This is a genomic window from Oleiagrimonas citrea, assembly GCF_012395255.1.
GTDB lineage: Bacteria > Pseudomonadota > Gammaproteobacteria > Xanthomonadales > Rhodanobacteraceae > Oleiagrimonas > Oleiagrimonas citrea.
This window is the reverse complement of the sequence record NZ_JAAZQD010000001.1, coordinates 280,742-302,429: the sequence shown is the minus strand read 5'-3', so window position 1 is coordinate 302,429 and position 21,688 is coordinate 280,742. Positions and strand designations below refer to the sequence as shown.

The following is a 21,688-nucleotide window of genomic DNA, read 5'->3' as shown; positions in this document are numbered from 1 at the left end:
GAACGCACACTGCCTTTTTGCAAGTGGGCGTGGACTTCCGGAGCCGGGCGGGCACTTCCGGTGTGAAGGAAACAGTGATTTCTTTGCGTGTCCGCACATGTCGGGCCGACCTCGTTCGACCTGGCGGCGAGCCGGTCCAAGCCGTTTCCGTGTAGGAGTCCTCCTACGACCAACTGCGGGTTGTTGTGGCGAGTCATCAGCGTAGTGTCTTTGCTTGCCTGCATGATCGCGGTCGCAAGCCGATGCGGCGTCGACCATGGTCACGGCAGCGCAGTTCGCCAAGGTTCTCAGGACAGGCAACGAGCACAAGGAGACACGAACATGGGTATCGAAATGAAACATGCGCTTGCGACGCAGAAAGACAATGTCGTGCGGGTGAGCGTGCCCGCCGAAATCCTTTTCGACTTCAAGAAGTTCGCCGGGATCCAGAAGGACATCCTCGGCCGCCTCGGCTGCGCAGCCTGCACATCCGGGCATGACATCCGCTGGGACATCACACGCAACTTCGTGGTCGACATCAAGGGTCAGATCCACGAGTCGGCTCCCCGCGGCTGGTGAACCTGCCGGATCTCGGTGTCGGCATCGTCTGGTTGCCGGGACTCGAGGCGACGATTGCGTCGAGTCTGGACGCCTGGGACCTGATCGAGGTCGAGCCCCAGGCGTTCTGGACGAAAGCCGGAGCGCGGGACGACGGGCGCGGCAACGAGCCGTTCCGATTGAACGAGGGCGCTTTCGAGCAGTTGTGCGCCCAGCGTCGTCCCGTGCTTGTTCACAGCGTGGGTTACGCCGTGGGCGGGAGTACGCCGTCCGACGCACGGAATCTCCCCGCGCTGCGGGCGACCTTCGATCGTCTGAAACCGGCCTGGTGGAGCGAGCATGCGAGTCTGCAGACGACCGGCTGCGGCGAAGATCGGCGTGCCCTGGGTTTCCTGATGCCGCCCATCCAGTCGCGGTCTTCCGTGGACACGATCGTCGACAACATACGACGTCTGCAGGATGACTTCGGGTTGCCGTTCGCCTTCGAGACGGGCGTCAACTATCTGCGCCCGCGACCGGGAGAACTGCCCGACAGCGAGTTCTGGGGATCGATCGCCGAACGCGCCGGCTGCGGCATCCTGCTCGATCTGCACAACATCTGGGCCAACGAGCGCAACGGTCGGCAATCCGTGGCATCCGTTGTGGAGGGTTTGCCGCTCGAGCGGGTGTGGGAGATGCATCTGGCCGGTGGACAGCCCTACAAGGGGTATTGGCTGGATGCACATTCCGACCTGCCGCCGGACGAGCTTCTGGCGCTGGCCCGGCGTGTCGTGCCGCAGTTGCCCGCGCTTCATGCGCTGGTCTTCGAGATCGTGCCGGACTATCTGGTTCATGCCGGCCTCGATGTGGGCGATCTGGTCCGATGCGGCGGCGTTCTGCATGAGATCTGGTCGCTTCGTGGCAGCGCTTGCGTCGCTTCTTCGACCGAGACCATCACACGTGAAGAATGCGATGTACTGTCCGTGGGGGATGCGGCGCTTCCGTCTCCGGAAATGTGGGGCACGCAGATCCGTCACGCGGTGGATCGCAGTGCGCCATCGGTCGACGCACCCATCGATGATCCGGCCGTCGGCATCTACCGGGATCTGGTCGATGCAGTGCGCATGGGCACGATTGCCGATGCGCTGCCGCTTTCCACGCGATATCTGCTGCTGGCGCGCGGCGAGGACTTCTTCAAGGCGTTGCTGCAGACGTACTGGAGCCTGCATGCACCCGAGGCGTTCATGTCCGAAGAGGCGCGGGCATTCGCCGAGTTTCTGGCCGAGAAGGATCTACTTCCGCATCTGGATGAACTGCTCGCATTCGAGCTTGCCGCGCATCGTGCAGAAATGAGCGGGAAGGTACAGCGCGTGCACTTCACCTGCGATCCGAATCGGTTCATTCAGGCGCTGAAAGCAGGCCGATTGCCGGAGGCGCTGCCGGAGCTTGAGGTCGAGGTCGAGGTGACGCCGCATGTCGAGATGGAGTGATCGATGGGATCGCTCGGCATCCAGTCCACAGGCACCGCGGCAGAAGTGGAAGTTTGCAGCACCGTTGCCATTTTCCCGGTGCGAACAGCGTCTATTTGATTTTGAATTTTCCCAGCGTGGTCAGAATGCGCGTGTTGCGTTTTTGCACGTCCCCGATGTCGCTGAAACCACTGTTCTTGGGCAAATCGATCTGTTGCGCGAGCGGCTTGGTTGCGCTTTCGCCCTTGCCCTTGAGCGCTTTTTTCCCCGCACCACGGCCCTTGTAGGCATAGGAACCCAGCGGGTCCATCTGGATCAGCTTGTTGATGACGTGGGCGAAGCGGATGGAATGCACTTCGCTGCGGGGGCTCATGTTTTTGAGTTTCACGAATCGTGAATGGCGTTTCTTGAAGATGCTCTTCGCAATTTTTGCACGGTCGTACTTTCCATGGCCGCTGGGGATTTCCTTGTCCACGCGTTTGCCATAGTCATCGGGGCTTGGGATGAGTGGAGCGAATGTCTCCAGTTGGCCGGTTCGCTTGGCCTCGACGATGCCGTGGTGGATGCCGTGATGCGGGAACGTGTGCGGTCCCTGTGGCACATTGCCGAACTTGACGGGATGGTTCTTCCGGCGGTCCTGCAAGATGGTGTAGAAGGTGCTGACTCGGGGATGGCGACTCTTCACGCCCAACCCCATCTTGGACAGCCGGCTGCGATCGACGCGCGCCAGGGCCTTCGTGGCATGCAGCGAATAGGGGTTCAGGTCGTGGAAGTAGCCTCTGCTTGTTCGTGAGATCTTGACCCGACCGATCGGTCCCTTCGACTTCTTCATTTTGCCCATGTCGATGAACACTCCTTGTTCATTGGGAAGTTTCCGTGCGCCGATATCGCCGACGATCCTGTTTTATTACGCTCTATCGAGCTCGGCTGCAAATGCGCCAGGCGCTTCATGGTCGCGCATGAAGCGTTCGTCTGGGTCGCATGGACGCATGCGCACTGACTCACGGGATTGCCGGCATCAGGCGTCTTCGCAATCCAGATTGGCCGTCGCGATCAGCGAGTATGATGTTTCGCTGATCGCAGCCGGAGCACGCCATGTCGACCCTATCCCCATGTGACCGTGAAGAGCCTCGTGATCTGGTTGTACGCATCGGTCGTGACGAACTGGTTATCCGACGACGCTACGAGGTCATCAGCATCGCGAACGACATATTGATCGGCCTCTGGTTTCTGGTGGGCACGATTCTGTTCTTCGATGATGCCACGGTGTACTACGGCACTTGGTTGTTCTTGATCGGAAGCATCGAGATGCTGATTCGCCCGACGATCCGCTTGCTGCGGCATCTGCATCTGCAACGGTTTAACGCGGGACAAAGCAGTGCGGTCGGCGACGATGACGGTGATTTCTAGACAGCAAGGGCGTGTACGGGCGTCAGCGAACTCTCCCGTGGTTTCCGGCGCGCGAGGCTGGTTTCTGCGCGTTGGCGGAATCGCGGCGCGTGTCTGGATTGGGCCGGGGGCGCGTGGCGTGGTCGTCGGGTGCACAGCATCCGGGGTGAGCGATCTGCCTTGTGCTGGAACGCGATGACTGTGATGTGGGCGTGACGGCGAGCGGCGAGGCTGGTGTTCATGCCGTGGCGGGATCATGCCGTTGGCAGTGCATGCCGCTCGAACCGGCGAACGGATCCCTGAAGGCTTCCGTGTGACTACAAGCTCTGGCTGCGTACCCACTGCATGATGCCGGCGGCCTGCATCGCACCGGCTTGGCGCGCGATTTCGCGGCCGCCCCGGAACAGGGCCAGCGTGGGGATGCTGCGGATGCCGTGACGGGCACCGAGGTTCTGCTCGGCATCGGTGTCGACCTTGAGCAGGCGGACCCGGGGTTCGAGCTGCGACGCGGCCTTGGCGAATTCCGGCGCCATCATGCGGCAGGGACCGCACCAGGTGGCCCAGAAGTCCACCAGCACGGGGATGTCGTTGCGCGTCAGATGCTTCTGGAACGCCGCTTCGTTGACCGCCAGCGGCGCGCCCTGGAACAGCGCCTCATGGCATCGCCCGCAGGTGGGCGCGGCGTCCAGCCGGTCGGCGGGTACGCGGTTGATGGCTTCGCAATGCGGGCAAACGATATGTAGCGGGGTGCTCATGACGACCATTCCCTGTGGGGTTTCACCGGATATAGGGGCGAAATGCGCCGAGGGAAGAGGGCGGCGCCGAAGCCGGGGACGCTCGCCCCCGACTTCGGGTCATGCGCGCCGGATCAGTCCTTCTTCGCGCGGGCGAAGGCGGCCGCGAGTGCGTTGTTGGCCGGTGCGGCGGCGGGTTTCGGTGAACCCTTGCGTGCCGCGCCCTTGCCGCGTGGGCGGTCCTCGCGGGTCGGACGGTTGCCGCGCGACTCGCCGGGCACGTCGTCCAGACGCATGGACAAACCAATGCGCTTGCGCGCCAGGTCGACCTCCATCACCTTCACCTTGACGATGTCGCCGGCCTTGACCACATCGCGCGGGTCCTTGACGTACTGGTGCGACAGCGCCGAAACATGGACCAGTCCGTCCTGGTGCACGCCGATGTCGACGAAGGCGCCGAAGGCGGCGACGTTGCTGATGCGGCCCTCCAGCACCATGCCCACGGTCAGATCCTTCATCTCTTCCACGCCTTCGGCGAAGGAGGGCGTGACGAATTCGGGGCGCGGGTCGCGGCCGGGCTTTTCCAGTTCTTTCAGGATGTCGCGCACGGTGGGTACGCCGAAGCGTTCGTCGGTGTAGTCCTCGGGCTTCAGGTTGCGCAGGAAGGGCGCATCGCCGATCAGGTTGCGCACTTCGCGGCCGCAGCGGGCGACGATGCGTTCGACGACCGGATAGGCTTCCGGATGCACGGAGCTGGCGTCGAGCGGGTTGTCGCCGTTGCCGATGCGCAGGAAGCCGGCGCATTGCTCGAAGGCCTTCTCGCCCAGACGCGGCACGTCCAGCAGCGCCTTGCGGGTGCGGAAGGCGCCGTGGCCGTCGCGGTGATGCACGACGTTCTCGGCGACGCTCGGCGACAGGCCTGCGACCCGCGAGAGCAGCGGCGCGGAGGCGGTGTTCACGTCCACGCCGACGCCGTTCACGCAGTCCTCGACGCAGGCGTCCAGCGAGCGCGCCAGCTTGGCCTGGTTGACATCGTGCTGATACTGGCCGACGCCGATGGCCTTGGGTTCGATCTTGACCAGTTCGGCCAGCGGGTCCTGCAGGCGGCGCGCGATGGAGACCGCGCCGCGCAGGGACACGTCCAGATCGGGAAATTCGCGGGCGGCGGTCTCCGAGGCCGAGTAGACCGAGGCGCCGGCCTCGCTGACCACGATCTTGGCCAGGTTCAATGCCGCGTGTTTCTTGATGAGTTCGCCGGCCAGCTTGTCGGTCTCGCGCGAGGCGGTGCCGTTGCCGATGGCGATCAGGGCGACTTGATGCCTGCCGCACAGACGCGCCAGTTCGGCGATGGACTGGTCCCACTGGCGGCGCGGTTCGTGCGGGTAGATGGTTGCCGTGTCCAGCACCTTGCCGGTGGCGTCGACCACGGCCACCTTGACGCCGGTGCGGATACCCGGGTCCAGGCCCATCACGGCCTTGGGACCGGCTGGCGCGGCCAGCAGCAGGTCCTTGAGGTTGTCGCCGAACACCGAAATGGCAGCGTCTTCGGCGGCCTCGCGGGCGCGGCCGAACAGGTCCAGTTTCAGATGCAGATGCAGCTTCGCGTGCCAGGCCAAGTGTACGGTGTCGGCCAGCCAGGCGTCGGCGGGTCGGCCCTGGTTTTCGATGCCGGCGTGAAGGGCGACACGCGCCTCGCCGGCGGCGTGGCCCTGCTCGGCGTCCGCGCCCGGTGGCACCAGTTCCAGTTCGAGGATGCCCTCGTTGCGCGCGCGCATCAGCGCCAGCAGGCGATGCGAGGGAATCTTCGCGATGGCCTCGCTGTGATCGAAGTAGTCGCGGAACTTGGCGCCTTCGTCTTCCTTGCCCTCGAACACGCGGGCGCGGATCGTGCCGCCGTCCCACAGCCAGTCGCGCAGTTCGCCGACCAGGGCGGCGTCTTCGGCGATGGTCTCCATCAGGATCGCTCGCGCGCCATCGAGGGCGGCCTTGGTGTCGGCCACGCCTTTTTCTTCGTCGACGAAGGCCTCGGCGCGCGCTTCCGGCGCCACGGACGGATCTTCGCGCAGCGCCTGCGCCAGCGGCTCCAGGCCCGCCTCGCGCGCGATCTGCGCCTTGGTGCGGCGCTTCGGCTTGTAGGGCAGGTACAGATCCTCCAGTCGCGCCTTGGTTTCGGCGCTCTCGATCTGCTCGCGCAGGGCGTCGGTCAGCTTGCCCTGTTCGTCGACGCTGCTCAGGATCGCCGTGCGCCGGTCCTCCAGTTCGCGCAGGTAGCGCAGACGTTCTTCCAGCAGGCGCAGCTGGGTGTCGTCCAGGCCGCCGGTGGCTTCCTTGCGGTAGCGGGCGATGAAGGGGACGGTGGCGCCGTCATCGAGCAGGTTCACCGCGGCGCGCACCTGGGCGGCCTGTGCGGCGATGTCTTCGGCAATGCGTTGTTCGATGCTGAGCATGGGGGCGTGCAGAGTCCTTGCGGTGTCGTGGAAACCCGAAGCCGGGCAGGGAAGCAGCGAAAGGAATCATTCTTTCGCTGCTGGCGTCAATAGCGTGGCGTGTGCGTCCGACGCGCTAGTGGGCGGGCACGGCCTCGGCCGACATGTCCGCGGCATCGCGCTTGCGTGTGCGGATCAGCTTGCGCAGGAACGGGATCAGCACGACCAGGGCAATGCCGACGGCGAGGCTGCCGCCGCCCAGCTTGGCGAACAGGCTGGCGTAGGCCGGGTCGGTCGCCAGCGCCGTGGCGCCGTCGGGTTCGGGGATCATGCCGGAGAAATCGCCCGCGTACAGCGAAGCCAGTCCCGTGACCAGCATCCAGCTGCCCATCATGATGCCCTGGTACTTGCGCGGCGCCAGCTTGCCGATCATCGCGTAGCCGATCGGCGAGATCAGCAGCTCGCCAATGCTCTGCAGGACATAGCTGCCGAACAGCCAGCCGAATCCGACCAGCCCCTGTCCGTCGGCGAAGAAGATGCCCGCGGGCAGAGCGAGAAAACCCAGTCCCATCAGCAGCAGCGACACCGAGAACTGCGCCGGGATGTCGACGTTCCATCCACGCGCGCGAAGACGCTGGAACCAGGCGGCCATCAGCGGTCCGCCGACCACGATCACGACTGTGTTGATGTTCTGGATCCACTGCGGCGCGATGGTGACGCCCCACACGTGGAGGTCGACGTTGTTGACCGCGAACAGTTGCAGGCCGCTCGGCGCCATCTGGTACAGCGCCCAGAACACCAGCGAACCCAGCGCCAGGATCAGATAGGCCCACATGTTGTTGCGTTCGAGCCGGTCGCGATGCCGGATCGTGAGATAGACCAGACCGGCGGCCACGGCGACACAGATGCCCTTGATCAGGGTCTCGGTCGAACCGGGGTGCAGCAGCAGGACCCAGACCACGGGCACCAGCCCGACCAGGATGGCGGCACCGACCAGGAAACGGCCCGCGTAGGCGCGACGCGATGCGTCCAGCAGCGGCGTGTTGCGGTCGGCGAGGGTCTTCCAGTTCAGCGCCACCAGCGCGATGGCGAGAAGATTGCCGAGGGTCGCGAACAGGAACAGGCTCGCGTAGCTGCTGGTCAGCTGGTAGTGACCGGCCACGGTGAAGCCGATGAAGAAGCCCAGGTTCATGCCGGCGTAGTTCCACAGGAACGCACCTTCGCGTCGCGTGTCGTCGGGCGTGAAGCGCTGCGTCAGCATCATGTTGATGCAGGTGACATTGAGGCCGCTGCCGGTCAGGAACAGCGCCAGTCCCCAGTAGAGCATCGCCGAGGTGCCCAGCGCGATCAGACCGCAGCCGAAGACCTGCAGCACCATGCCGCCGGTAAACAGATTGCGGTTGCTCAGGAAGCGGCCGCTCAGGTACCCGCCGAACAGGTGCAGGCCGTAGTTGAACGCGCCGAACACACCCATGATCTCCGTGGCTTCCTTGATCGGAAAGTGCAGATGCTTGGTGGTGTACAGAACCAGCGTCGAGTACAGCACGGCGAAGCTCAGGGTCGAGGTCGTCTGGATGAAGAACAGAGCTGCGGTGCCCTTGGGCTGGTTCGAGAAGGCGCGGTTGAGCGATAGCAAGATGGTGTCCTGGATGTGTTGCAGGGTGCAGCGCCCCATGGCTGAGGCATCGACATATCCGTTCAAGCATAAACCACTGCCGATTCGCGGGTGTTCAGGGCGCGAGCGCATTACCTGGCGCCGGCCAGGGAGCGGCCCGCTGCGGATGGTCGTCTCATCGGTGGTGGCGCGGCGCGAAGATGTCGCATTCACCGAGGAACGTTCAGAGTGGTCCACCGTGATTCCTGCTCCGAACGCGGTGCATGCCGCGAGCGTACGGGGACAGACTGGGGCGTGATTTCTCCGTCACGCTTTGGGTGGAGTGGGTGGGCGAGACGTTGTCCGGGTTCCTTCGGCTTTGGCTATAGTTTGTTCGCCGATTCCGTCGAGGATGCGTCATGCGCGAAGAAGCCGAACGTCCCTTCGTGGTGCCTTGCCGGCGTCTGACGTGGTCCGCGCCTTGGCGCTGGCTGCGCGCCGGCTGGCGGGATGTGCGGCGGGCGCCGGGACTGACCGCATGCTTCGGCATGGTGATCGTGCTGGTCAGCGCCGTCGTGTCGCTGCTGGCCTGGCGGCTGGGTCGTTTCGCACTGCTGGCGCTGCTGCTTTCCGGCTTCGTGTACGTGGCGCCGCTGATCGGCGTCGGACTGTATTCGGTCAGCCGCGCGCTGCATGCGGGGCATCGGCCACGACTGCGTGATTCCTTCACCGTGGCGCGGCGCGTGATGGGGCAGGCCGGCATCTTCGCGCTGGTGCAGCTCGTCATCATGCTGGTGTGGTCGCGGGCGGGCATGATGCTGACCGCTTTCGTGCCGGTGCAGAAGGGCGTTGCCGCAGGCTGGATGGAATATCTGGCGATCGGATCACTGATCGGCGCGGTGTTCGCCGCGTTCACCTTCGCGGTCTCCGTGGTGTCGCTGCCGCTGATCGCGGATCGTTCCGTCGACATGGTCACGGCTTGCGTGTCCAGCCTGAATGCCGTGTTGCGCAACAAGCGTGTGATGCTGCTGTGGGGGCTGCTGATCGTGGTATTGACGCTTGTGGGCTTTGTCACTGTGGTCGGACTGGGACTGGTCATGCCGTGGCTGGCCTACGCCACCTGGCATGCCGCGCGCGACACGCTGGATGCCTCGGACTGGCCCGCGGCGTGAGGGGCTTCCTGCGCGAGGGCGTGGGGGCGCGTTCGTGCACTCCAGGCGACAAGCGGATGCCCCTGCGATGGATACGCTGCGCAAGTCCCCGTTGGACATGCATCGAAGGCTGAAATGCCGCATGTGGATGAACCCATCCCGAGGCTTGCATTCTTTTCTGCGCGTCGGTTCATGCCCGGTGCGTCTGCAACCATCGCACTCGCGACGGTATCTGTGGTGGGCGAAGCGCAGCGTTCGGGATGCTGCGCCGCTTGAGCCTCGGCGGGCGCTATCGAAGTGCACGGCCTTCGGCAGACGCAAGGGAGATTTCATCCATGATTCAACGCACCGCTTTATGGTTCGGCGCATGGCTCGGCCTGCTGACGTCGCCAGCGCTTTTTGCGTCCACGCCGCATGCATCGCCGCACTTTGATCGTTCCTCCGATACGGTTGCTGTGTCGATCCCCGCCCGAGCCGACTGGCGCACGGATGTCGGTGCGTATGCGCAACGCCTGGTCGATGCCGGATTCTTTCCCGGCACACAGATCGCTGTGACCCGTGGCGACAAGGTCGTGTATGCGGCCAGTTTCGGTATGGCGGACTCGCGCAGCGGACGAAAAGTCGACAACCGGACACGGTTCTACATCGCCTCCACCACCAAGGCGCTGACCGCAACGGCGGTGATGCGGGAAGTTGCGCGCGGTGCGATGCGTCTGGATGCGCCGATCACCGATTATCTGCATGGCCTGCGTTTCAAGCCGCCGTTGCGGGCCGACACGGTGACGATTCGATCACTGCTCAGCATGACCGACGGTTTCGGTGCCTGCATGCCGGTGGTGTTTCGCACGGCGTTCAGTGGTGTGTTCACGCAGGCACAGCTGATGCGCCTGATGCGTGATTGTGGCCGTTCCAAGGCGGGGCATGCCTTCGTCTATCGCAATTTTCCGTACAACCTGCTCGGTATGGCGCTGGCGCCCGGTGTGAATCATGGCTGGAAGGCGGTCGTGCGCGCGGACGTGCTGAAGCCTTTGGGTATGCGCGAAACCACGGCACGGGTCTCGACGCTGCCGACGGAGCAGGTCGCGATGCCGCACGAAGCCGACGGTCACGGCTTCCGACGCATTCGGCTGGCCAAGGCGGACGCAAATCTGCATGCGGCGGGCGGCTATTTCACGACGGCACGCGATCTGGCGAAGTTTGTTGCCGTGAACGCGGCGGATGGTCGTCTGGGTGGCCGCCGCATCTTTCCGGTCGGCATGATTGCATCCATGCATGTCGAGCACGCCCGCCAGGATCGCGACTTCGGCCCGTATCATCGCTTCGGCTGGGGATACGGCTGGGATCTCGGCACCTACGCGGGCCACACGCTCGTGCACCGCTTCGGCGCGTTCGCGGGATATCGCTCGCACGTGTCGTTCATGCCCGACACGGGCGTCGGCGTGGTGGTGCTGACCAATGGCGTGGGCGTGCCGCATGCAGCCGACGAAATGGCCGACTACATCTACGACCGGCTGGGTGCCCCGCGCAAGCAGGCCCGTGCGGAGCATGACGCGCAGTTCCGCCTGTTGCAGCAGCGCAAGGCGAAATTCGATCGGGCGTTGCGCGCCCATCAGCGCGTGCAGCGGTCTCGCGATGCGCATCCGCTTCCGCACCCTCTGCGCGCGTACGCCGGGCGGTATGTCAATCCGCTGCTGGGCACGATGCGATGGACCGAATCCGGGGATCACCTTGATGTGTCGATCGGTGAGGCCCGCAGCAAGGCCGGCATCTACGACGCAGCCAGGAACGCCTTGCGCGTCGAGTTGACCGGAGGCGGCGAGGTCGTGCATTTCCATTTCGCGGACCACGCCCGCTTTGCGAATTCGCTGACGTATCACGGATACCGCTTCGATCGCGTGAAGCCGTCCGCGACGCGGTGACTGCCGCGCAGGACCTCGGACAGGCTGTGGCGACGGGTTCCATCGCGCACGACACGGTCGTGTTGCGATCGCGTCGAGAATGTACGTACAGTGCGCAGGCGGTATCGCGGCTGGTCCGGACAAGCCCGGCGCCGGTCGCCTTCCGGTCAAGAATCCTGAGCGTCCATGGAGGAAGCGCGATGCACGGAGGCGGTGGTCGTCGAGGCGGAGGGCGTCAGCCGGGCCTGTTCCAGGGTGGCGGCGGCGGCGGTGACCAGGGCGATCATGTCCTGGCTCATGGTCTGATCCGCCAGGGCATACGCGGCGAATTCCAGCGGCAGGTCGACAACGGTGTGGCGCCGAGGCAGGCCGCTCAGCACGTGGGCAACCAGATCCGTGGCATGCCCGGACACAATCGGGGCGGCCCGAATCCCTTCGATGCACAGATGAATCAGGCGATCCAGCGATTGCCGAATGTGCCCAATCTGCGCCAGCGGCGCGACGCCGTGCAGGGATTCTTCCAGGCCGCCGAGGGGTTCGAGCAGCAGAACCCGATCGGGGCCGTGCGCTTCGGCGGTGTCGGGCATGGCGAGGGACATCGCCTCAACGGCCTGCGCCAGCAGGAGCAGCAACTTCACAACGGTGGTGTCTTCAACCAGCCGCAGGCCGAGCGCAACATGCGCGGTCTGATGGACGCCGAGGCGTTTCACGGTGGCGTCGAGGCGCAGCACGACGCGAATCGACGCGGAGATGCGCCGGATGCGCATTTCCCCGGTTTCGTCGCGCTGCCGGACGGGCGGCCCAATCACGACGTCATGCATCAGGAGCAGGCGCAGCGTGGCGCGCAGATCGTGCAGATGGCGTTTCCCGAGATCCATCAAGCGCACGGCAACGTGCAGAACGTGTTCCAGCACCACCTTCAGCAGGGTGGCGACATGGACGTGGATCCGGATTTCGAGCTCTGAGCGAGCGCCGGATCGTTCGCGGGGCGGGTCGGTCGATCTGCGCTCGTTGTCATGCGCGAGGTGTGTGCCGCACCGCTATGGGCGCTCCCAGCGCCTGCGGACCTGAACGCGCCACTGCACCTTCTGGCACGCGGAGCAGAGCGTTCGGCGCGTGGTCCCTCGTCGCGGGCGCAGTGGTAACGTGAGCACTTTGCAGCGTTTTCCTTGGGGGTTCCATGTCCATCTTCTTCCGTTCCGGTCGGCCCGGTCTGCACCGCGTGCTGGTTCGTCTGGCTCTGATTTCCGGCATGGCAGTTGCCGCCGCTTCGGTGCAGGCGCAGCCGGCGCACAGCGCCAAGGTTCCCGCGCCCGTGGATACGCCGTATCCGGGCACGATTGCGCTGCATGTCGACGCCCGCGACACCGCGCAGGGCATCTTCCGCGTGCACGAGACGATTCCGGTCCGCCCCGGGCGCATGACGCTGCTGTATCCGGCCTGGATTCCCGGCGATCACTCGCCGACCGGGCCGGTTGCGATGCTGGCCGGTCTGGAACTCCGGGCGAACGGAAAGCTCCTGACGTGGACACGCGACGAATACGACGTTTACGCCTTCCATGTCGACGTGCCGGCGGGTGTCTCGCAGATCGATGCGGATTTCCAGTACCTGTCCAGTCGTCACGGCGGTTTCGAGATGACCGACCGCATGCTGATGCTGGAGTGGAACAAGATGGCGCTGTATCCGGCCGGGCACTACACCCGCCGCATCACGTTCAAACCGAGCGTGACGTTGCCGCAGGGCTGGAAATTCGGCAGCGCGCTGCGCGCCGCCTCGGCGTCGGACGGCACCACCACATTCAAGCCGGTGACCTTCAACAACCTGGTCGATTCGCCGATCTATGCAGGCAAGTACTTCAAGCGCGTGGATCTGGCGCCGGGTGCCAAGGTGTCGGTGCATCTGGACATGGTGGCCGACGCGCCGAAGGATCTCGCGCTCACGCCCGAACAGCTGAAGATGCACCGTTCACTGGTCACGCAGGCGACCCGTCTGTTCGGTTCGCATCACTACGACCATTACGACTTCCTGCTGTCGCTGTCCGATCATCTGGCCGGCAACGGACTCGAACATCATCAGTCCAGCGAGAATGGTCTGGGTGCCGACTACTTCACCCACTGGGAGGCCAGCGCGCCGGATCGCGATCTGCTGGCGCACGAGTACACGCACTCCTGGAACGGCAAGTTCCGTCGTCCCGCCGATTTGTGGACGCCGAACTTCAATGTGCCGATGGGCGATTCGCTGCTGTGGGTCTACGAGGGGCAGACCCAGTACTGGGGCTTCGTGCTGACCGCGCGTAGCGGGATGTGGTCGCCGCGGCAGTTCCGCGACGCGCTGGCCATCGTCGCGGCCAAGTACGATCACGACCGGCCCGGTTTCCAGTGGCGCACGCTGGAGGACACCACCAACGATCCGACTGCCGCGCGCCGCGCGCCGCTGCCGTATCGAAGCTGGCAGATGAGCGAGGAGTACTACAGCGCCGGTCAGATGGTTTGGCTGGCCATCGACGCCAAGCTGCGCGCGCTGACGCACGACCGCAAGTCGCTGGACGATTTCGCCAGGGCGTTCTTCGGCATCGACAACGGCAGCTACGTGACGCACACCTATACCTTCGATGACGTGGTGGCCGCACTCAACGGCGTGGCGAAGTACGACTGGGCGAAGTTCCTGCGCACGCATGCCTATACGCGCAATCCGCCGTTGCTGGACGGCCTGCGTGCCGCCGGCTGGAAGCTGGTCTACACCGACAAGAAGAGTCCGTACGAACAGCGTTACGACGACAGTTCACAGTCCGCACGGCATCTGTACAACTATGCCTGGTCCATCGGCATGACGATGAACAAGGACGGCACCGTCAACGATGTGCTGTGGGACGGTCCCGCCTTCAAGGCCGGCGTCAGCACAGGCGCGACGCTGATCGCGGTGAACGGGCACGACTATTCCGATGCCGCGCTGAGGGACGCCATTGCCGCGGCCAAGCACGCCACGGCGCCGATCCGTCTCACTTTCAAGTATCAGGGCGGCATCCGCACGGTGGACGTGGATTACCACGAGGGGCTGAAGTATCCGCATCTGGTGCGCATCAAGGGCACGCCGGACTATTTGAGTCGGATCATCGCGCCGCGCAAGTAGTCTCGAAGATCTCGTGCAAGGCCTCCCGGCATGCTGCGGAAGGCCTGGTGCTAGATGCGCATGTCGGCTGCACATATCGCACGCAAGGGAAGGGGGGCGCGCTTGAACCGGCAACGGCGGATTGCAGTGATTGGTTACGGCAGCGGCGGCCAGGCAGCTGCGATCCTGCTTTCGCGCGACGGCCATCGTGTCGAGGTGTTCGAGCGGGTGGCGCAGCCCGGTCCGGTCGGTGCGGGGTTCCTGCTGCAGCCGGTCGGCCTGCAGGTGCTGTGGGAGATGGGGTTGCTGGATGCCGTGCTTGCGTACGGCGCACCGATCCGGCGGTTGTTCGGAAGTACCGTGCACGGTCGGGCGGTGATGGACATGCGCTATGGCGACCTGGACACACGGCTGTTCGGTCTGGGTCTGCAGCGCGGCGCATTGTTCGAGCTGTTCGACGCCGCATGGAGCGAGCGACGCTGCCTGCACCACGGTTGTGCGATCACGCAGCTGGATGCGCAGAAGGGCGCGCTCACGGATGCGCAGGGGGATCGTCATGAAGGCTTCGATCTCATCGTCGTCGCCGATGGCTCGGCCTCGCAGCTGCGAGGCCAGGTGGCTCCGGCGCGGTTCGATCGTGCCTATCCCTGGGGTGCGCAGTGGTGTCTGGTCGAGCAGGGGGTGTGGTCGTGGCCGGACGAACTGCAGCAGCGCTACGTGGCGGCCCGCACCATGGCCGGCATGTTGCCGGTCGGCACGCGACCGAGCGATCCGGCCAAACGTCTGAGCTTCTTCTGGAGTCTGCCGGGGGCGGTGCTGACGGACGACATCGATGCGCCGTCGTGGCGGCAAGCGCTGCAGTCGGTATGGCCGGAGGCCGCGATGCAGTTGGCGGACATAGCCGTGCCGGGTGCGCTGGCACCGGCGCGTTATCGCGATACGGTGCAGCGCCGCTGGTTCCGCGATCGCGCTGTCCTGCTCGGCGACGCCGCGCATGCGATGAGTCCGCAACTCGGACAGGGCGTCAACATGGCGTTGCTGGATGCGCTCGCGCTGCGTGATGCGCTGCGCGAGCACTCCTCCGTCGGCGATGCGCTGGCGGCGTATCAACACGAGCGCCGCGCGCATCTGCGTATCTACCACTTCTGGAGTCGCTGGCTCACACCGCTGTTCCAGTCCGATCGACGCTGGGGGCCGGCGCTGCGCGACGCACTGTTCCATCCGCTCTCGCGCTGGCCGGGCGGGCGTGGGCAGATGCTGCGTGTGCTGACGGGCACGCGGCGCGGCTGGTGGGGCCGTATGCCCTTGAGCGATCCGTTCCTGGATGCGCTGGCTGCACGGGTGCCGCCAGCCTCGCTTGCGGCTTCCGTTCATGCTGACGTGGATGGGATGGGTTGAGCTAGCTGCATCCATATGCCGCGGCATCCGGTGCAGTCTGATTGTTCGAACGCGTCCGTTCCGTGGAGCGTGCCGGCGATGTGCCGACCGAAGATTCGCTGGAACGGAACGCTGTATTCGCCGAGGGCGCGTCATGTTCATCGCGGCGGGTCACCCCGGATTTTCCGAGATCGTCGAGATGGTCCCGCACCATCGCCGCGATGGCCGGATGTGCGATGTGGATCAACTCGAATACGCCAGCGTTCTTCAGCGATGCGGCGAGTGTCAGCAGCGCTTGTTCGCTTCGGCGTCGTGCAGACTCGTCTTTGGCATTCTGCAATGCGTGCAGTCGAACCAGAAACGGCGTAATCGGTATGTCCTGTGCGCGTAGCGGGGCGCGTGCATGAAGGGTGTCAGCCAAGCGGTCCGATGATGCTTCTGCGAAGGGAAGATGCGATGCCGGATCCAGCAGTTCGCCGTGTTTGCGCAATGGCAGGTAGGCGCGCAGCACGTTTTGCATGACGTTTCGAAACAGGACGTGCAGTGGGGATGGGTGGGGCATGTCGGAGTCCTCGTTGCGTCGATGGTTCATGTGCACGGACTTGATTGCCATGCGCGGTCGAAGCACGATAAGACCTCAAGTTAGCTTGAGGTCAAGCATGTGAAGCCAACGCCGAAATCCGCCCTGCTCAGCGTGGGCGAGGTGGCCGCACGCAGCGGGTTGAGCGTGTCCGCGATCCATTTCTACGAGAGCAAGGGGTTGATCCACAGTCGCCGCAATGCCGGGAATCAGCGACGCTACCGGCGCGATGTGCTGCGCAGGCTGGCCGTGATCCGCATCGCGCAACGGACCGGTCTGCCGCTTGCATCCATCGGCGAAGCGCTGGACACGCTGCCGCAGGCGCGCACACCGACGGTGGAGGACTGGCGGCGTCTGTCCCGGCATTGGCGCAAGGAGCTGGATGAACGTATCGGGCGTCTGACTCAGTTGCGCGATCAGTTGACCGGATGCATCGGCTGCGGTTGCCTGTCGCTGAAGAAATGCCCATTGCGCAATCCCAGCGATGAACTGGGTGCGGACGGAAGCGGCCCGCGACTGTTGGATGCGGATTCGCTCTGATACGCAGCAGGATGCGTCGGCATGGCGCATCCCGCCATGCCGGCTTCATGCGTTCGTGTGCCGCGATGCGCACTCCGGCGAAAGTCATGGACGGACGCTGGCGCGACAGGTACCGTCGGCGTCATGTCCGCGCAGTGCGGCATGGAACCAATGGATGATTCACACCACGGAGGGGATGACATGCAGGACGACAAGACGGTCGTCGCATCGGACGACGATGACTCGGGTGCATCGAAGGCGAAAGCGGTCGTGAATGCACGCCGATCGCGCCCGAACATTCTCATGATCATGGTCGACCAGCTGCGCTATCCGGGCACGGATGGCGCCGAGGGCGGGTTCGCGGAGGGCATCAAGCAGGTGCTCGATTTCGTCGGCGACATCGATCCCGACAACAACGAGTGGGCGCAGTATTTTCCCGGTTTCTGCAAGCTGCGCGAGCACGGCGTGGTGTTCACCGACCACACCATTGCCGAGTCTGCATGCATTCCCAGCCGCGCCAGCATCATGACCGGACAGTACGGTCCGCGCACCGGTGTCACGCAGACCGACGGGTTGTTCAAGAGCGGCGACGCGCAGAATTTTCCGTGGCTGAAGGCCGACGGCGCGCCCACCATCGGCGACTACTTCCGCGAACTCGACTACACCACGCATTACTTCGGCAAGTGGCATGTGAGCGATCCGCCGGAGCACACACTGCAGGGGTTCGGTTTCGGCGACTGGGAGCTGTCCTGGCCGGAACCGCATGGTTCGCTGACCAACAACATGGGCGCCTATCGCGACTATCAGTTCGCGGACCTGGCCTGCACATTCCTGCGCGCCCGTGCGCTGGGTGTGCCCTATGCGCGCAGTACCGGAACGGTCAGTGCCAAGGCGCCGGAGGTCTCGACCGTGCCGCCGCCGAAACCGTTCTTCGCCGTCTGTTCGTTTACCAATCCGCACGACATCGCCACCTATCCGACGCTGCCGCGCATGCTCAAGCCGCAGTTTCCGCCGCAGCAACCGAATGAGCCGCCGCAGGAGCAGGAACCGTACGGGCCGGGCCTGTCGGTGCCGGTCCCCGAGCAGGGTACCTACAGCGCCAAGCCGCTCAACGGTACGTTCCATATTCCGCTGAATCCGGCCGGTTTCCGACAGGACTGCGCGACCGCGTCCGCGACACAGGGCGAGGATCTGTGGACCAACAACAAGCCGCGCGCGCAGTTCGATTATTCCTACAAGGTCGCGCTGGGACTGGCCGCGAAGACCGGACTGCAGGTGGCGGAGCAACTGGGCGGCGATCCGGGCGAGCAACTCGAGGAAGCGGTCAAGGCGACGCTGGCGGTGCCCATTCCCTTCCAGTTGCAGGAACGCGCGGATGCCGCCGCCACCGGTTTCCTGCAGTACTACGGCTACATGATCTCGATGGTGGACCGGCACATCCTGAAGGTGCTGGAGACGCTCGAGGAGACCGGATTGCGTGACGACACCGTGGTGGTGTTCGCCTCCGACCACGGCGAGTACGGCGGCGCCCACGGCATGATGATGGAGAAATGGCACGGGGCCTATCAGGAAAGCGTGCACGTGCCGTTCGTGATCAGTTCGAAGCACTACAACGGCGCCGTCGAGCCGGTGAGTATCGATGCGCAGAGTAGCCACATCGACATCCTTCCGACGCTGCTGGGCATCGCCGGTGCGGACGACAAGCAGATTGAACGCGCACGGCGCAATCTGTCCAAGACGCATCCCGCGGCGCCGCTGCCGGGCGCGGATCTGACTGCCGTGATTGATGCGGGCGGCGGTCCGGTCCGCGGTCCCGACGGCCGTGAGCGCCTCGGCGTGCTGTTCGCCACCGACGACATGATCACCGAGCCGCTGCCGCGCGACGATGATCCGCATAACATCAACTCGCAGCGGCAGTACGCGGTGTTCACCGCTGCGGTGGAAGCGCTGCGTAGTGGCAAGGCGCCGCGCGCTGTGCCCGACCTCACGCCGGGTCCGGTGTGTCAGCCGGCACATGTCCGCGCGCTGCGTTCGGGCGACTGGAAGCTGGTGCGGTATTGCGACCCGTGGAGTCCCGATCCGGTCCCGGATCAGTGGGAGCTGTACAACCTGGCCGTCGACCCGACCGAATACGTGAATCTGGTCGTTTACAACGGGACCTTCCCGACGCCGATTCCGGACCAGGATCTGCCCAGGGGGCTGACACAGGACCGTGTCGTCGAGGTTGCCCGGACCCTGCATGCCGAGCTGATGCGACAAGAGGCGACCCTGCTGTCGCCGTATCCGAGCGCATATCCCACCGGTCGGCTCTGAAAAGACGGAAGCGGGAAGGGCGGGGCCGCGTTTGCGCGGCCTCCGTCCGACGGCGGTGGTACAGTGGCGCGCTCTGGTTTCCATCGAGAACGAGTCGTCCATGACGCATCCCGCACCGTATCCGATCGGCACGCCCGGACGCCCTTGGGGCGCGGAGGAAAAGGCCCAGTGGCTGTCGCGGCAGCGCCGCCAGCGCAGCTACGAAGAGGACGTGTTGCAGCGCATCGAGTCGTTGCGTGCCGCGTTCGACGTCACCGAGTACGGATGTCTGGACTACGCGCCGGACCGTTATCCGCTATACGCCGTCCGCAATCGTGACTGGCGCGATGGACGGCCGCATGTGCTGGTGACGGGAGGCGTGCATGGCTACGAGACCAGCGGCGTCCATGGCGCGTTGCAGTTTCTGGAGCAGCGTGCGGAAGCCTATGCGGATCGCATCAATCTGCTGGTGGTGCCGTGCGTCAGCCCGTGGGCGTACGAGCGCATCCATCGCTGGAACGCCTACGCGCTGGACCCGAATCGGTCCTTCCACGCGAACAGTCCCGCGCCGGAATCGGCCGCGCTGCTGGACCTGGTGGCGCCGTACCGAGACCGCTTCGTGCTGCATATCGACCTGCACGAGACCACGGACACGGATGAATCCGAATTCCGCCCGGCGCTCGCCGCGCGCGACGGCGTGGCCTACGAGCCGGGCGAGATTCCCGACGGCTTCTATCTGGTCGGCGATAGCGAAGATCCGCAATCCGCTTTCCAGCAGGCCATCATCGAGGCGGTGGCGCAGGTCACGCACATCGCGCCGGCCGACGCCAACGGCGAGATCATCGGCTCGCCCGTGGCCGCTCCAGGCGTCATCAACTATCCGCTGAAGAAGCTGGGTCTTTGTGCAGGGATCACGGACGCCCGCTACCGCACCACGACCGAGGTGTACCCGGACAGTCCGAACGCCACGCCGGAACAGTGCAACGATGCGCAGGTGGCAGCAGCATGCGCGGCCATCGACTTCGCCTTGGAGCAGGGCGTCTGATAGATACGCATGATCGTCATGAACGTGGATCGTGTCCGTACAGATCCGCGTTCATGGCATGGCGCTAGTTTTCTGTCGTGGTCGGCGCGTTCAGCCTGGCGCGTACCGCCGACGCCAGGCTCTTCAGGCCCCAGCGCTGTCCTTCGGCCAGCGCTTCGGCCGGGCTCTTGTGCTGCAGCCAGGCCGCACGCAGCGCGATCATGGCGCCGACACGGTTGCTGGATGCACAGTGCACCAGCGTGATCTTGTCGCCGGCCTGGCGAAGCAATGCGTCAAAGCGTTCCACATTGGCGCGCGTCAGGCCCTTGGCACCATGAATCGGCAGATTGCGGTACGTCATGCCGGCGGACCGTACGACCTTTGCTTCGTCGAATCCGGGGGTTTCCTCGGGCGTGCGCAGACTGATGATTTCTTTGACGCCGGCTTGACGCAGCGTGGGCATATCGGCTGCGTCGAGGGCGCCGGAGGCCATTCGGTGCGGTGCCGGATGGCTCAGATTCCTGATCGAGGGCGATGCAGCGGACCCGGCGAACGCCAGGTTCGCGGCAAGCAGCATCACGCTGCACAGGCGGGCTCTCCACATGGTGCGTTCTCCTTTACGGTTCGATTCGATCGGGTGCGAGGCCGAGCGTACCCGATTGCGGTGAAGGATGGACTTTCGCGAGGGCGAGATGCCGCCAGCGAGCGATGACGCGAATCGGAGTATGCCGGCCCGTCTGGAGAGGGCTGCGGCGGGTCGCAACGCATCGCTAGGCCTTTCGACGTGTCCCCGATTGCCTATGGCGGCGGAGCGGCACGACAAGTAGAACGGGCGCACTCCACCATTGCAGGAGAGACTCATGCGCATACTCGTTTCGGCCTCGATCATTACATGCCTTGGTGTTGTGGCACTCGGCGTGCCACAGACGGCCCATGCGGACGACTTCGTGACTTGTTCCAGCAACAAGGGACGGCACACCACCTGCAGGCTGCCTCACGCAGGACGCGTGCAACTGGACGATCGGCAATCGCGCGCACAATGTCGGCAAGGTCGCGACTGGGGCTACACGCGACACCATGTTTGGGTCGATAACGGTTGCCGGGGCCGGTTCCGCGTCAGTTGGTACGGTGGACATCACGGATATGACTATCGCGGGCATCACCACGACAAGCATCACGGCAACGATACGGCCAAGGTGGCCGCAGGCGCGTTGATCGGTGCGGCCATTCTCGGTGCAGTAATCAAGAATCGGCAGCAGCAGAATGAAGCGTCGGTCTCGTATGATCGCGGCGGCGAGGCGAGGGAAGTGCCCAATTGGACAATCGGGACGTTTCTGGGACACAACCATCGCTACAACGCCGACGTGGTGTTGCGGGTGGAGCCGGACGGACGCGTACGCGCCACGGCGGAAGGGCAGGATGTCGACGGTTGGATCCGTGGCGATCATCTGCACGTGAGCGATGCCCGGTTCCGTCTTACGCGCACGTCGGAAGGGTTCATGACTGCCCAGGTCGGCGATAGCAGCAATCGCGTCTACTATCACCGCGTTCGCTGACCCGGACCGCACAATCTTCCCGGTCGAAGACCGTGCGGCATCGGCTTCATGCGT

The 21,688-nt window shown here is 64.7% G+C and carries 18 protein-coding genes; 12 read left to right on the top strand and 6 right to left on the bottom strand.

What is annotated here, in order from left to right; translation table 11 throughout:
* The first annotated feature begins 204 nt into the window (after window positions 1-204).
* Entirely contained in the window at window positions 205-558 is a 354-nt protein-coding gene (locus HF690_RS01315; protein ID WP_205300771.1) for a hypothetical protein, read from the top strand.
* Complete coding sequence (locus HF690_RS01310; RefSeq protein ID WP_168608179.1) at window positions 555-2,006, top strand: multinuclear nonheme iron-dependent oxidase; 1,452 nt, start codon at window positions 555-557, stop codon at window positions 2,004-2,006. Before HF690_RS01315 ends, HF690_RS01310 begins: the two co-directional genes overlap by 4 nt.
* A gap of 91 nt (window positions 2,007-2,097) precedes the next feature.
* On the opposite strand, the gene HF690_RS01305 is transcribed toward HF690_RS01310, so the two are convergent.
* Window positions 2,098-2,826, bottom strand: a complete 729-nt coding sequence (locus HF690_RS01305) for a hypothetical protein (RefSeq protein WP_168608178.1) — start codon at window positions 2,824-2,826, stop codon at window positions 2,098-2,100.
* A gap of 254 nt (window positions 2,827-3,080) precedes the next feature.
* Between HF690_RS01305 and HF690_RS01300 the strand changes: the two genes are divergently transcribed.
* Window positions 3,081-3,395: a YrhK family protein gene (locus tag HF690_RS01300; protein ID WP_168608177.1), complete on the top strand. Its 315-nt coding sequence runs from the start codon at window positions 3,081-3,083 to the stop codon at window positions 3,393-3,395.
* A gap of 296 nt (window positions 3,396-3,691) precedes the next feature.
* On the opposite strand, the gene trxC is transcribed toward HF690_RS01300, so the two are convergent.
* The 3 genes from trxC to HF690_RS01285 all read right to left on the bottom strand — a co-directional run bounded on the left by trxC (window position 3,692) and on the right by HF690_RS01285 (window position 8,209).
* Window positions 3,692-4,129 (bottom strand): thioredoxin TrxC, encoded by a 438-nt coding sequence (trxC, locus tag HF690_RS01295; RefSeq protein ID WP_168608176.1) that lies wholly within the window; start codon window positions 4,127-4,129, stop codon window positions 3,692-3,694.
* A gap of 113 nt (window positions 4,130-4,242) precedes the next feature.
* Window positions 4,243-6,555, bottom strand: a complete 2,313-nt coding sequence (locus HF690_RS01290) for a Tex family protein (RefSeq protein ID WP_168608175.1) — start codon at window positions 6,553-6,555, stop codon at window positions 4,243-4,245.
* A gap of 115 nt (window positions 6,556-6,670) precedes the next feature.
* Entirely contained in the window at window positions 6,671-8,209 is a 1,539-nt protein-coding gene (locus HF690_RS01285; protein WP_168608174.1) for a peptide MFS transporter, read from the bottom strand.
* 338 nt (window positions 8,210-8,547) lie between these two features.
* On the opposite strand from HF690_RS01285, the gene HF690_RS01280 reads away from it, so the two are divergent.
* The 5 genes from HF690_RS01280 to HF690_RS01260 all read left to right on the top strand — a co-directional run bounded on the left by HF690_RS01280 (window position 8,548) and on the right by HF690_RS01260 (window position 15,684).
* Entirely contained in the window at window positions 8,548-9,300 is a 753-nt protein-coding gene (locus HF690_RS01280; protein ID WP_168608173.1) for a DUF2189 domain-containing protein, read from the top strand.
* A 314-nt stretch (window positions 9,301-9,614) separates the two neighbouring features.
* Window positions 9,615-11,198 (top strand): serine hydrolase, encoded by a 1,584-nt coding sequence (locus tag HF690_RS01275; protein WP_168608172.1) that lies wholly within the window; start codon window positions 9,615-9,617, stop codon window positions 11,196-11,198.
* A gap of 179 nt (window positions 11,199-11,377) precedes the next feature.
* Window positions 11,378-12,142 carry a hypothetical protein gene (locus HF690_RS01270; protein ID WP_146742365.1) on the top strand — a complete coding sequence of 255 codons (765 nt, stop codon included), beginning with the start codon at window positions 11,378-11,380 and terminating at the stop codon, window positions 12,140-12,142.
* A 215-nt stretch (window positions 12,143-12,357) separates the two neighbouring features.
* Window positions 12,358-14,307: a M61 family metallopeptidase gene (locus HF690_RS01265; RefSeq protein ID WP_168608171.1), complete on the top strand. Its 1,950-nt coding sequence runs from the start codon at window positions 12,358-12,360 to the stop codon at window positions 14,305-14,307.
* A 102-nt stretch (window positions 14,308-14,409) separates the two neighbouring features.
* Window positions 14,410-15,684, top strand: a complete 1,275-nt coding sequence (locus tag HF690_RS01260; protein WP_168608170.1) for an FAD-dependent oxidoreductase — start codon at window positions 14,410-14,412, stop codon at window positions 15,682-15,684.
* 1 nt (window position 15,685) lies between these two features.
* Here the strand turns inward: HF690_RS01260 and HF690_RS01255 are convergent, their stop codons facing one another.
* Window positions 15,686-16,183, bottom strand: coding sequence for a hypothetical protein (locus HF690_RS01255; protein ID WP_168608169.1), 498 nt, complete (start codon window positions 16,181-16,183; stop codon window positions 15,686-15,688).
* A 141-nt stretch (window positions 16,184-16,324) separates the two neighbouring features.
* On the opposite strand from HF690_RS01255, the gene soxR reads away from it, so the two are divergent.
* The 3 genes from soxR to HF690_RS01240 all read left to right on the top strand — a co-directional run bounded on the left by soxR (window position 16,325) and on the right by HF690_RS01240 (window position 20,099).
* The gene (gene soxR, locus HF690_RS01250) at window positions 16,325-16,783 is read left to right on the top strand and encodes a redox-sensitive transcriptional activator SoxR (protein ID WP_168608168.1); all 459 of its coding nucleotides are present in this window, start codon (window positions 16,325-16,327) and stop codon (window positions 16,781-16,783) included.
* A 249-nt stretch (window positions 16,784-17,032) separates the two neighbouring features.
* Complete coding sequence (locus tag HF690_RS01245) at window positions 17,033-19,075, top strand: sulfatase-like hydrolase/transferase (protein ID WP_205300770.1); 2,043 nt, start codon at window positions 17,033-17,035, stop codon at window positions 19,073-19,075.
* A 100-nt stretch (window positions 19,076-19,175) separates the two neighbouring features.
* A complete protein-coding gene (locus HF690_RS01240; protein WP_168608166.1) occupies window positions 19,176-20,099 on the top strand; it encodes a M14 family metallopeptidase in 924 nt (307 codons plus the stop codon).
* Between the two features lie 64 nt (window positions 20,100-20,163).
* Here HF690_RS01240 and HF690_RS01235 read toward each other — a convergent pair whose 3' ends face one another.
* On the bottom strand, window positions 20,164-20,940 hold the full coding sequence (locus HF690_RS01235; RefSeq protein ID WP_240151519.1) for a protein tyrosine phosphatase family protein: 777 nt from the start codon (window positions 20,938-20,940) through the stop codon (window positions 20,164-20,166).
* Between HF690_RS01235 and HF690_RS01230 the strand changes: the two genes are divergently transcribed.
* Window positions 20,939-21,634, top strand: coding sequence for a DUF3011 domain-containing protein (locus tag HF690_RS01230; RefSeq protein WP_168608165.1), 696 nt, complete (start codon window positions 20,939-20,941; stop codon window positions 21,632-21,634). The two genes, HF690_RS01235 and HF690_RS01230, sit on opposite strands and share 2 nt — an antisense overlap.
* The last annotated feature ends 54 nt before the right edge of the window (window positions 21,635-21,688 follow it).